Source organism: Mesorhizobium sp. M8A.F.Ca.ET.021.01.1.1, from assembly GCF_003998025.1.
In the GTDB taxonomy this organism is placed as follows: Bacteria; Pseudomonadota; Alphaproteobacteria; order Rhizobiales; family Rhizobiaceae; genus Mesorhizobium.
Window position 1 is genome coordinate 1 of record NZ_RZSJ01000157.1, and the last position, 11,158, is coordinate 11,158.

Sequence of the window (11,158 nt, forward strand, 5' to 3'; positions counted from 1 at the left end):
CAGGCGGCACCCGCGATCGAGCCCCTGAGCGACCAGGATGTCGCCGACATCTGCGCGTCGTTCCAGGCGGCGGTCGCCGATGCATTGGCCGACCGCGTTTCTCGCGCCCTGGCACGCTTTCGCGAGACATTCCCTGGCACGAAAAGCCCGTCGCTGGTCGTCGCCGGCGGCGTCGCCGCCAACCGCGCCATCAAGGCGACGCTGGAACGGCTCTGCGCCGAGGCCGGCTTCACCTTCGTCGCGCCGCCGCTGAAATTGTGCACCGACAATGCCGCGATGATTGCCTGGGCCGGCATCGAGCGGCTGCGCGCAGGCATGGCGCAGGAGAACGGCTTCGATTTCGTGCCGCGCTCGCGCTGGCCCCTGGACAGCGTCTCGACGCCAATGGTCGGCTCCGGTCGGCGCGGAGCCAAGGCATGACAGATCGGGCCACGAAGAGCGCGGGCCGGGGCAAAAGTGGCTGGCGTGTCGCCGTGCTCGGCGGCGGCGCCTGGGGCACGGCGCTGGCGCTGGCCATGCTGCGCGCCGGCCATGCCGTGCGGCTGTTCGCGCGTGACCCTGAAACCGTGGCCTCGATCGGTCGAGGCGAGAACCCACGCTACCTGCCCGGCATCGCCATCGCGCCAGGCATCGAGGCAACGAGTGACATCGAGGCGGCGCTCACTGGCGCCGATTGCGTGCTGGCGGTGACGCCGGCGCAGGCGTTGCGCGCGACTCTGGCGGCCGCGAAGGATCATATGCCGGCCGGCATTCCGCTCGTGCTCTGCGCCAAGGGCATCGAGCGCGACACCGGCGCCTTGCTGTCGGCAATCGCCCTGGAAATCCTGCCGCGAAACCCGGTCGCCGCCTTGTCCGGGCCGAGCTTCGCCAGCGATGTCGCCCGCGGCCTGCCGACGGCGGTCGTGGTGGCCGCCGGCGACGAGGCGCTCGCCGCCGACCTTGCCGCCCGTTTCTCGGCTGAAAACCTGCGCTGCTATTCGAGCGACGACCTGATCGGCGTCGAGATCGGCGGCGCCTTGAAGAACGTCTTCGCCATCGCCGCCGGCGCCGTCACCGGGGCCGGGCTCGGCGCCAGCGCCCAGGCCGCCATGGTCACGCGCGGCTTCGTCGAGCTGCGCCGCATCGGTGCCGCCTTCGGCGCCAGGCCCGAGACCCTGATGGGGCTTTCCGGCCTCGGCGACCTGCTGCTCACCTGCTCGTCCACCCAATCGCGCAATTTCGCTTATGGGCTGGCGCTCGGGCAAGGCAAGGCGCTTTCCGGGCTGCCGCTGGCCGAGGGCGTGCCGACGGCGGCCATCGCCGCCCGCATCGCCGCCGAGCGCAACATCGATGCGCCGATCATCGCCGCCGTGGCCGCCATACTGGACGGCACCATCACCGTCCGGCAGGCCGTGACGGCCTTGATGACCCGGCCGCTGAAGACCGAGACCAACGATTGACGACCATCAGGAGAAAGACATGCTGTTTGCACTGATTTGCAAGGACAAGCCCGGAAGCCTGCAGGTGCGCGTTGATACGCGGCCCGCGCATGTCGCCTTTCTCGAGGCGCTGAATGGCGAGAAGAAGCTGGCCTTCGCCGGCCCGTTCCTCGATGCTGATGGCAAGCCGAACGGCACGCTCGCCGTGATCGAAGCGCCCGATATGGCCGGAGCGCAGGCGCTGTCGGCCGCCGACCCCTATGCCAAGGCGGGGCTGTTCGAGAGCGTCGAAATCCGCCCGTGGAACTGGGTCTTCAACAAGCCGGCGGCCGGCTAACCGGCAGGAGAACGAAAATGAACTACTGGCTGTTCAAATCCGAACCCTCGGTTTTCTCCTTCGAGGCGTTGAAGGCCAAGGGCAAGGCCGGCACCCAATGGGACGGCGTGCGCAACTACGCCGCCCGCAACAACATGAAGGCCATGCAGATCGGCGATCTCGGCTTCTTCTACCATTCCAACGAGGGGCTGAACGTGGTCGGCATCGCCGAGGTCTGCGCGCTGGCCCATCCCGACACCACATCGGATGATCCGCGCTGGGAGTGTGTCGACATCCGCGCCGTCAGGGACGTGCCGAACCCGCCGACGCTGGAAGACGTCAAGGCCAATCCAAAACTGGCCGAGATGGCGCTGGTGCGGCTCGGACGGCTTTCCGTGCAGCCGGTGACGCCGGCCGAATGGAAGGAAGTCTGCCGCATGGGCGGCCTGACGCCTGCGCCGTGACGGCGCTCACCTCCGACAGCGCCAGGCAGTTCATTCTCGACAACACGGCGCTGATGGCGCCGCCGCATGTACCGGAGATTCTTCTCCACCTCGCCGACGAAGCGCACGATCTTTGGCAGCGGACCGAGGACGAACTGGTCGAGATCGGCCTGCCGCCGCCCTTCTGGGCTTTTGCCTGGGCCGGCGGCCAGGGCCTCGCCCGATATGTCATCGACCATCCCGCCATGGTGCGAGGCAAGCGCGTGCTCGACTTCGCCTCGGGTTCCGGCCTCGTCGCCATCGCCGCCGCGAAGGCCGGTGCGGCGGCCGTGACCGCCGCCGACATCGACCCGTTCTGCGCCACCGCGGTTCGTCTCAACAGCGAGGCCAATGGTGTTCCGATCGAATTCCTCGGCGCGGACTGTATCGGTACCGATGCGGGCTGGGACGTGGTCCTGGCTGGCGACGTCTTCTATGACAAACCCTTCGCCGACCGGCTGATGCCGTGGTTTTCGGCGCTCAAACGGCGTGGCGCCGACATACTGGTCGGCGATCCCGGCCGGTCCTACCTGCCGCGATCGGGGCTGGCGCCGCTTGGCGTCTATCAGGTGCCGGTGACACGGGCGCTCGAGGATGCCGAGGTCAAACGTACGACCGTGTGGCGACTGCTTGACGCCATCGCCGAACAGGCGTTTCCATAAACCGCATCTGGAGGGGGAAGCTCATGGATTTTTCAGCAGTGAACTGGATGGCGGTGGTCGCCGCCGCCGTCGTCGCATGGCTGTTCGGCGCCGCCTGGTACATGGCGTTGAGCAAGCCCTGGCTGAAGGCCGCCAAGCTCGATCCGGCGACGATGAAGAAATCGCCGCTGCCCTTCGTCATCTCCTTCATCGCGGAACTGATTATGGCGCTGGTCATGGCCCTGGTCGTCGGCGCGATGACGGGTGGTGAGCCGACCTGGCTGGCGGGGCTGATCTTCGGCTTCGTGCTTTGGCTGGGTTTCGTCGCCACGACGCTGTCGGTCAACCATCGCTACGAGAATTTCGGCTGGGACCTGACCCTCATCGATGGTGGCCATTGGCTCGGCGTGCTGCTGATCATCGGTGTGGTGATCGGCTGGTTCGGCGCCGTCGCGGCCTGAATGGAGCGCTAGTTTTGATGGCGGACGAAACCGGCTTTCCGCGCGACCTGGTGTTCAGCCGGATCTGTCATGTCAAGAACGGCTATGACGACCGGCGCCGGCATATCGTGCGCGAGTTCGAGCGGCGCGGCGTGCCGGTCACCTTCTACACCGACTGGGACCAGCCTGACATCACGCCCGATATCCGGGCCGAACTGGTCGCTCCAGACTTTACACACCCGGCGGCTGTCTCGCTGGCGCTGAAGCATGTCGGCATCTGGCGTGATTTCCTCGAAACCGACCAGCCCTATTGCCTGGTGTTCGAGGATGACGTCTTCCTCGCCCGCGACTTTGTCGCCAAGTTCCGGCAGGGGCTCGCCGAACTCGGCGATCCCAACCGCAAGGCCGTCATCTATCTCGGCAATGGAAGCAACTACTACACGCCGAGCTGGAAATTGCGCAAAGGCCAGAAGCTTTACCCGGCGCTCCATGCCCGCTGCGCCGATTCCTACCTGATCACCCGGCCGGTCGCCGAAGCCCGTTGCAACTGGATTGCGCAAAACAAGATATACACGGCCATCGACCACCAGATCGAACAGATGGACGAGAAGCTCGGTGTTGAAATGCTGTGGTTCGAGCGGCCGATCGTCGAGCAGGGCAGCGAGAACGGCGCTTTCCAAACGTCCGTCGCCGGCAAGAGACAGCCGCTTCTCTACAAGAAGCTGAAATGGAACGTGAAAAAGTACCGGCGCATGATCTTCGGCCACAACGCCCGGTCCTAAGGAAGGCCGAACCTCGCGAAGCCGCCTACAGCTTGTCCGCGCTGCGCGTCCTCGCCACCTCCTCCAGAATCCATTCGCGGAAGGCGACGATACGGGGATCCTCGGCTGTCGCCTGCGGATAGACAAGGAAATAGGCGAATTCCGGCGCAACCCTGATGCTGAGCTCGAAGGGCCGCACCAGCCGGCCCTCGGACAGGTCGTTTGCCACCATGGCGAAATCGGCGAGCGCGACGGCATTGCCGTCGAGCGCTGCCTGGACAGCATCCGTGGACGTGCCGAAGACGACAGTGCGGCTGTCGTCGAAATCGTTGATGCCGGCCGCCGCCATCCACATGCGCCAGTTCGGCCATGTCACGCCCTGGCGAGCCCATTCGATATGGGCAAGCGTGTGGTTGAACAGGTCGCGCGGCTCGCGCAGGGGCGGCCCAGATGCCAGAAGGCCCGGACTGCACACGGGAATGATGATGTTGTCGAACAGTCGATGCGCGCAGAGCCCCGGATATTTGCCGGCGCCGAAGCGGATGCCGACATCGACGTCGTCGAGATCGAAATCGCGCAAGCCATAGGCGATGTCGAACCTGAGCTCGATGCCCGGCCGCAGTTTGCGGAAATTTTCGACGCGCCGCATCAGCCATTTCGCCGCGAACTGGGCATCCAGCGTCACTTTCAGGAATTCGGTGCCGCGCGCCATCTTGCGCGCGCGCATCACCGCCCGGCCAAGCAGGTCGAGCGTGTCGGTCGCCGCCTCGTACAGCACCGTGCCCGCTTCCGTCAGTCGGATGGTGCGGCTGGTGCGGGTGAACAGCACGATGCCGAGCTGATCCTCGATTTCCTTGATCTGGTGGCTGACGGCGGCGGGCGTCAGGCCGAGCTCGTCGGCGGCGCGGGTGAAATTGAGGTGCCGGGCCGCCGCCTCCAGCGTTCTCAGCGCCCGCGTTCCCGGCAACAGGGCCGCCATCAGCGCACGGCCCGATCGAAGCGATCCATGAAGCCTCAATCCTCAAATAAAACTTGATGATGAGAAAAGAACTACTCGTTTCTCGTTTGTTTTTCAATCCGGCATGATCGCGGCATCAAAACACCATCAAACCGGATTTGATGTCCGGAGTATAGGAATCCCATCATGTCTCACATCGTTCTTCACCCTGCATACATCGCCCGGCCAAGCTGGCTGTCGGCTGCCCGTGATTGGCTGCGGCAGGCCAGGGTCGCGATCAATCTTGCCCACCAGGACGTCGAGGACCTGTCCGACCGCCAGTTGCGCGATATCGGCGCCGCCCGCAAGGACATCGCGAAGGCCATGGACCGTGAGACCGGCCGGCTGGGCCTTCTCGACATCGGCTGGCAGCGGAATAGGAAGAGGTAGGAAGTAGGGAGTAGGGAGTAGGGAGTAGGGCAGATGATGGGGCCTGGGCGTGCCTGCTCCTACTGAAGACTTTCCCTATTCCCTATTCCCTATTCCCTATTCCTTACCTCACCACCCTCACCACCGTCCGGTCCGACAGCAGCGGCAAAAGCCGCGCCATCGTGCGCGCGGTCACCGCCACGCAACCTTCCGTCGGCGTAAAGCCGGGGCGCGCCAGGTGGAAGAAGATGGCGCTGCCGCGCCCGCGGCGGCGCGGCGCGATATTCCAGTCGAGCACCAGGCAGGCGTCATAGAGCCGGTCGTCGCGCCGCATGCGTTCGTGGCTGGCGCCATAGGGAATCCTGACCGGCCTGTTATAGTTGCGGTCGTCTGGTACCTCGCACCAGCCGAGATCCGGCCCGATCGGCGCCATAGCCAGCCGCGTCTTGCGGCCGGCGGCAAACTGATCCCCCCGAAAATAGCCCGCCAGGATGCGCATCGAAGCGAGCGGCGTGGCGCCGTCGCCTTCCCGCTTGCCGGACGAGATGCCGCCGCGCCCGAGCGCGCACGCAAACACCGTTTTGCCGGCCTGCAGCAGGCCTTGGCTTGGGTGGCCGGGCCTCGCCCGCACGGTCAGTACGGGCAGCCCTTTTGCCAAAATTGCGCCGGCTGCATTGCGATCGCGTTTTTTCTTGTATGATCGTGCCACGGAACAAATCACTGTGATCGGCTATTGTGCCGGCCAGCTTCCGCATAAATACGCAGCGGTCAACTGAATTCACTTTTCAAAACAACGGATTGATCCATGACCTCACGTACCATCCTGATCGTCGACGACGATGACGACCTGCGCGGCACATTGGTCGAGCAACTGTCCCTCTACGAGGAATTCGACGTGCTGCAGGAATCCACTGCGGCAAAAGGCGTCACCGCTGCGCGCGGCGGGCTCATCGATCTGCTCATCATGGATGTCGGCTTGCCCGACATGGATGGCAGGGAAGCGGTGAAGATCCTGCGCAAGGGCGGCTACAAGGCGCCCATCATCATGCTGACCGGCCACGACACCGATTCGGACACGATTCTGGGCCTCGAGGCCGGCGCCAACGACTATGTGACCAAGCCGTTCCGCTTCGCCGTGCTGCTTGCCCGTATCCGGGCGCAGTTGCGCCAGCACGAGCAGAGCGAGGACGCGACCTTCTCGGTCGGCCCCTACACCTTCAAGCCCAGCCAGAAACTGCTCATTGACCCGCGCGGCGGCAAGGTGCGGCTGACGGAAAAGGAGGCCTCGATCATCAAATATCTCTATCGCGCCGACCAGAAGGTGGTAACGCGTGACGTGCTGCTGGAGGAAGTGTGGGGATACAATTCCGGCGTCACCACGCACACGCTGGAAACCCATGTCTACCGTCTGCGCCAGAAGATCGAGCGTGATCCTTCCAATGCCGAAATTCTTGTGACAGAAAGCGGCGGCTACAAGCTGGTTCCTTAAACATTTCACTATCCAATGAGCGGTCTGGACGGGGCCGTTTTCGGGTACGATCCTGTTGGAGGGGGATTCAGGAAGCGTACCGCAGAGGAGGGATTGGACTGACCGTTCGGGGACACAGCTAGATGGCGCTGGATGACGACATCCGCATCCTGTCCGCCGTGAGGCTTTTCGAGGGCTTCACGCAGGAACAGCTGCGCCTGCTCGCCTTCGGTGCCGAGACCACTTTGGTGCAGGCGGACCACAAGCTTTATCGCGAGGACGACGTGGCCGACTCGGCCTATGTCGTGGTCAGCGGGCTCATCGTGCTCTATCGCGAGCAAGATGGCGAGCGCATCCCGATTGGAAAAGTCGGCCCCGGCACGATGCTCAGCGAACTGGCGCTGATCGCCGACACCAACCGGCTGACCAGCGCCTCGGCCGAAATCGACTCGGAAGTGATAAGGCTGAGCCGCAAGATGTTCCGGCGCATCCTCGAGGAGTATCCGGAATTGGCGGTGAAACTGCACCAGCGCATCTCCGAGGAATTCCACGACATGATCCGCCGCATCGAGGAACTGGCCCCGCGCTTTTCGGGTTGAGGCACAACCAGCGGAACCACACTACATTCGTCGCGAAACCTACGTGGCACTAATCCAGATCAAACCTGGCGATGACCGGCACATGGTCCGAAGGCCGGTCCCAGCCACGTGCCTGCCGGAGGATCTCATAGCCGGCAAAATCAGGCACCAGGTTTGGCGACGACCAGACATGGTCGAGCCGTCGGCCGCGATTGGACGCCTCCCAATCCTGCGCACGATAGCTCCACCAGGTGTAGAGCTTCTGTTCCGATGGCACGTTGAGCCGCATCAGGTCGACCCAGCCGCCGGCCAGCCGCATCGCCTCGAAGTTTTCGGTCTCGACCGGCGTGTGGCTGACCACGTTGAGCAATTGCTTGTGCGACCAGACATCATGCTCCAGCGGCGCGATATTGAGGTCTCCGACCAGCACCGAGGCCGACACCTCGTCATGCTCGGCCCGGATGGCATTCATCTCGGCGACGAAATCGAGCTTGTGCCTGAACTTCCTGTTGATCTCGGGATCCGGTTCGTCGCCGCCCGCGGGAACGTAGAAATTGTGCAGCAGGATTGTCTTGCCGCCGGCCCGCACCGTCACCGACAGATGCCGGCTGTCCTCGATATCGCAGAAGCGGCGCCTTTCGACGACCTCGATCGGCCGCCGCGCCACCGTCGCCACGCCGTGATAGCCCTTCTGGCCATGGAAGGCGATGTAGGGATAGCCGACCTTGCGAAAGGCTTTTTCGGGAAAGAGCTCGTCCGGGACCTTGGTTTCCTGCAGGCAAAGCACATCGGGCGCATACTCATCGAGCAGGCGTTCGATGATCGGCATGCGCAGGCGCACGGAGTTGATGTTCCAGGTCGCGATCGAAAAGGGCATGCGGAGGAGTCCGGCGAGAGATCGCCGAACTACTGCCAGCCGCACGCCGGAAAGACAAGCGAGGCGACGAAACCTACCTGGTTTTCGTGTTCAGCTCGCGATTGGCCGTATAGTCGATGGCGAAGGTGTCCGGCGCGAAACTGACGCCTTCCTTGGTGTTGAAGATCATCACCGTCGTGTCCTTGCCCTGCGCGTCGGTAATCGTCCACTGCCGCAGGTCGTAGGTTTTCGGGTCGAACATCATGGTGATTCGCGCATTGCCGAAAACCGACCTGTCGGAGAGTTGGATGGTGGTGAGGTCGTCCTCTTCCTTGACGCTCTTGACGCGGTCGCCGGAGAGGTCGATGCGGTCGTCGAGCAGCAGCTTCAGCGGCGTCTTTGATAGCGGATAAAGGTCCGACGTGTTCAGTTTCTTGTTGAGGATGGCAACTGATCTGCCGTCGGAAATCACCCGGAAATTCGAAGCTCCGTCATAATTGAAGCGGATCTTGCCCGGCCGTTCCAGGAAGAATTTGCCGCCGGTCTGCTCGCCTTTGGGGCCGAACTGGACGAATTCGCCGCTCATCGATTTGACCGCTGAGAAATGGTCGGCGATCTTTTGCGCCGCCGGAGGCGCGGCCGCCTGCGCCGAGGCCAGCAGCTCGAATCCGGGCACCACGTTGAGGGCGGCGGCACCGGCGAACACAAGACCGAGGCCAAGCAACTGGCGGCGTGTCGGGGCAAGATCGCTGAGCGCTGAAAGATCGTTTTTCATATCGGTCACTCTCGTTTGATTCCTGATTTGGTCGCTGTCGTGAACCCCCAGTTGGGCTGAAGTTTGGCGAGGCGATCGCTGCTCAATCGCTTGAACGCGCCAGCAGGTTCAAAGTTGCCGCGAACTCCCACCAGCTAGAATTTGTCGTCTTCGGTCGGCACCAGGATTTCGCGTTTTCCGGCATGGTTGGCCGGGCCGACAATGCCTTCCTTTTCCATCTTCTCGATGATCGAGGCGGCCCTGTTATAGCCGATGCCCAGACGCCGCTGGATGTAGCTGGTCGAGGCCTTGCCGTCTCGCAGCACCACCGAGACCGCTTGATCGTAGGGATCGTCGGAATCCTCGAAATTGCCACCGCTTCCGCCACCGGAACCGCCCTTTCCGGACGGCTCGTCGTCGTCCTCGCCGTCATCCTCGGTGATGGCGTCGAGATATTCCGGCACGCCCTGCAGCTTCAGGTGCCCGACGATCTTCTCGACCTCGTCATCGGAGACGAACGGCCCGTGCACGCGCTGGATGCGGCCGCCACCGGCCATGTAGAGCATGTCGCCCATGCCGAGCAGCTGCTCGGCGCCCTGCTCGCCCAAAATGGTGCGGCTGTCGATCTTCGACGTCACCTGGAAGGAGATGCGGGTCGGGAAATTGGCCTTGATGGTGCCGGTGATGACATCGACCGAGGGACGTTGCGTCGCCATGATGACATGGATGCCGGCGGCGCGCGCCATCTGCGCCAGGCGCTGGACGGCGCCTTCGATGTCCTTGCCGGCGACCATCATCAGGTCGGCCATTTCGTCGATGATGACAACGATATAGGGCATCGGCTCGAGATCGAGATTCTCGGTCTCGTAGATCGCCTCGCCGGTCTGGCGGTCGAAGCCGGTCTGTACCGTGCGCGAGATCTTTTCGCCCTTCTTCTCGGCCTGTTGGACGCGGGCGTTGAAACCGTCGATGTTGCGCACGCCGACCTTGGACATCTTGCGGTAGCGGTCCTCCATCTCGCGCACGGTCCATTTCAGCGCCACCACGGCCTTCTTCGGATCGGTCACGACCGGCGTCAAAAGATGCGGAATGCCGTCATAGACGGAGAGTTCGAGCATCTTCGGATCGATCATGATCAGCCGGCATTCCTGCGGCGTGAGCCGGTAGAGCAGCGACAGGATCATCGTGTTGATGGCGACCGACTTGCCCGAACCGGTGGTGCCGGCGACCAGCACGTGCGGCATCTTGGCGATGTCGACGATGACGGCCTCGCCGTTGATGGTCTTGCCCAGCGCCAGCGCCAGCTTGGCCTTGGTCGTCTCGAAATCGCGGCTGGCCATGATCTCCCTGAGATAAACCGTCTCGCGCTTCGCGTTTGGTAGTTCGATGCCGATGGCGTTGCGGCCGGGTACCACGGCGACGCGGCACGCAATCGCACTCATCGAGCGGGCGATGTCGTCGGAAAGGCCGATGACGCGCGACGACTTGATGCCCGGTGCGGGTTCGAGCTCATAAAGGGTGACGACCGGACCCGGGCGAACGGCGATGATCTCGCCCTTGACGCCGAAATCCTCCAGCACGCCTTCGAGCAGGCGCGCGTTCTGTTCCAGCGCGTCCTTGGAAAGACTTGGGTCGCGCGCGACGTTCTTGGGTTCGGACAGGAAATGCAGCGACGGCATTTCGAACGTGTCCGAACCGATCAGCGAGGTCTGCGCCTCGCGCTGGACGCGGGCGCCAGGCACGGGTCGCGCCGCCGGCGCCTCGACCCGGGTGGCGGCATCGGAACGGAATTGCTGGACCTTGGCAGTGGGGGCACGCCGCTGGGCGACGGGCTCGTCGTCGAAATCCATGTCCTCATCGTCGCGGCCGAAGACATCGTCGTCGGCCGGATCGACGGAGACGCCGCGGTCGTTCACCATGGCGGCGAAGAATTCCGGTTCGACACGGGCGCGGCCGTCCTGGCTCATGCGGGATTCGGCGAACTCGGCCGACTCGACCCGTTCGGCGGCACGTCGCCAAGCACTGGCGCGTGGCTCCATCTCCGGCTCGAACTCATCGCGCTCCTGCCTGCGGCGCAC

Annotated in this window: 14 protein-coding genes and 1 pseudogene; 10 read left to right on the top strand and 5 right to left on the bottom strand. The window is 63.8% G+C overall.

Annotation, left to right across the window (positions count from 1 at the left end):
• The 7 genes and pseudogenes from EOA36_RS14660 to EOA36_RS14690 all read left to right on the top strand — a co-directional run.
• A pseudogene (locus tag EOA36_RS14660) lies at nucleotides 1-420 on the top strand (tRNA (adenosine(37)-N6)-threonylcarbamoyltransferase complex transferase subunit TsaD); the annotation flags it as partial.
• The gene (locus EOA36_RS14665) at nucleotides 417-1,439 is read left to right on the top strand and encodes an NAD(P)H-dependent glycerol-3-phosphate dehydrogenase (protein ID WP_127278252.1); all 1,023 of its coding nucleotides are present in this window, start codon (nucleotides 417-419) and stop codon (nucleotides 1,437-1,439) included. The pseudogene EOA36_RS14660 and the gene EOA36_RS14665, both read left to right, overlap by 4 nt.
• Before the next feature lie 19 nt (nucleotides 1,440-1,458).
• Entirely contained in the window at nucleotides 1,459-1,755 is a 297-nt protein-coding gene (locus tag EOA36_RS14670; protein ID WP_127278253.1) for a YciI-like protein, read from the top strand.
• Nucleotides 1,756-1,772: 17 nt separating this feature from the next.
• Entirely contained in the window at nucleotides 1,773-2,198 is a 426-nt protein-coding gene (locus tag EOA36_RS14675) for an EVE domain-containing protein (protein ID WP_127278254.1), read from the top strand.
• Complete coding sequence (locus tag EOA36_RS14680; RefSeq protein ID WP_127278255.1) at nucleotides 2,195-2,878, top strand: methyltransferase; 684 nt, start codon at nucleotides 2,195-2,197, stop codon at nucleotides 2,876-2,878. Before EOA36_RS14675 ends, EOA36_RS14680 begins: the two co-directional genes overlap by 4 nt.
• Before the next feature lie 23 nt (nucleotides 2,879-2,901).
• The gene (locus EOA36_RS14685) at nucleotides 2,902-3,318 is read left to right on the top strand and encodes a DUF1761 domain-containing protein (RefSeq protein ID WP_127278256.1); all 417 of its coding nucleotides are present in this window, start codon (nucleotides 2,902-2,904) and stop codon (nucleotides 3,316-3,318) included.
• Nucleotides 3,319-3,335: 17 nt separating this feature from the next.
• The gene (locus tag EOA36_RS14690) at nucleotides 3,336-4,079 is read left to right on the top strand and encodes a glycosyltransferase family 25 protein (RefSeq protein WP_127278257.1); all 744 of its coding nucleotides are present in this window, start codon (nucleotides 3,336-3,338) and stop codon (nucleotides 4,077-4,079) included.
• Between the two features lie 25 nt (nucleotides 4,080-4,104).
• Here the strand turns inward: EOA36_RS14690 and gcvA are convergent, their stop codons facing one another.
• Nucleotides 4,105-5,037 (bottom strand): transcriptional regulator GcvA, encoded by a 933-nt coding sequence (gcvA, locus tag EOA36_RS14695; RefSeq protein ID WP_127278258.1) that lies wholly within the window; start codon nucleotides 5,035-5,037, stop codon nucleotides 4,105-4,107.
• 165 nt (nucleotides 5,038-5,202) lie between these two features.
• Between gcvA and EOA36_RS14700 the strand changes: the two genes are divergently transcribed.
• On the top strand, nucleotides 5,203-5,445 hold the full coding sequence (locus tag EOA36_RS14700; protein ID WP_127278259.1) for a hypothetical protein: 243 nt from the start codon (nucleotides 5,203-5,205) through the stop codon (nucleotides 5,443-5,445).
• A gap of 103 nt (nucleotides 5,446-5,548) precedes the next feature.
• Here EOA36_RS14700 and EOA36_RS14705 read toward each other — a convergent pair whose 3' ends face one another.
• Nucleotides 5,549-6,085, bottom strand: coding sequence for a L,D-transpeptidase (locus EOA36_RS14705; RefSeq protein ID WP_167531445.1), 537 nt, complete (start codon nucleotides 6,083-6,085; stop codon nucleotides 5,549-5,551).
• 144 nt (nucleotides 6,086-6,229) lie between these two features.
• Between EOA36_RS14705 and EOA36_RS14710 the strand changes: the two genes are divergently transcribed.
• Both EOA36_RS14710 and EOA36_RS14715 read left to right on the top strand, forming a co-directional pair.
• Entirely contained in the window at nucleotides 6,230-6,913 is a 684-nt protein-coding gene (locus EOA36_RS14710; RefSeq protein WP_027145512.1) for a response regulator transcription factor, read from the top strand.
• Between the two features lie 122 nt (nucleotides 6,914-7,035).
• Nucleotides 7,036-7,491, top strand: a complete 456-nt coding sequence (locus tag EOA36_RS14715) for a cyclic nucleotide-binding domain-containing protein (RefSeq protein ID WP_127278261.1) — start codon at nucleotides 7,036-7,038, stop codon at nucleotides 7,489-7,491.
• A gap of 49 nt (nucleotides 7,492-7,540) precedes the next feature.
• Here EOA36_RS14715 and EOA36_RS14720 read toward each other — a convergent pair whose 3' ends face one another.
• The 3 genes from EOA36_RS14720 to EOA36_RS14730 all read right to left on the bottom strand — a co-directional run.
• Nucleotides 7,541-8,347 (bottom strand): exodeoxyribonuclease III, encoded by an 807-nt coding sequence (locus tag EOA36_RS14720; protein ID WP_127278262.1) that lies wholly within the window; start codon nucleotides 8,345-8,347, stop codon nucleotides 7,541-7,543.
• A gap of 73 nt (nucleotides 8,348-8,420) precedes the next feature.
• A complete protein-coding gene (locus EOA36_RS14725) occupies nucleotides 8,421-9,101 on the bottom strand; it encodes an outer membrane lipoprotein carrier protein LolA (protein WP_127278263.1) in 681 nt (226 codons plus the stop codon).
• Nucleotides 9,102-9,235: 134 nt separating this feature from the next.
• The coding region (locus tag EOA36_RS14730) for a DNA translocase FtsK (RefSeq protein ID WP_145969175.1) at nucleotides 9,236-11,158 on the bottom strand (1,923 nt) is incomplete at its 5' end.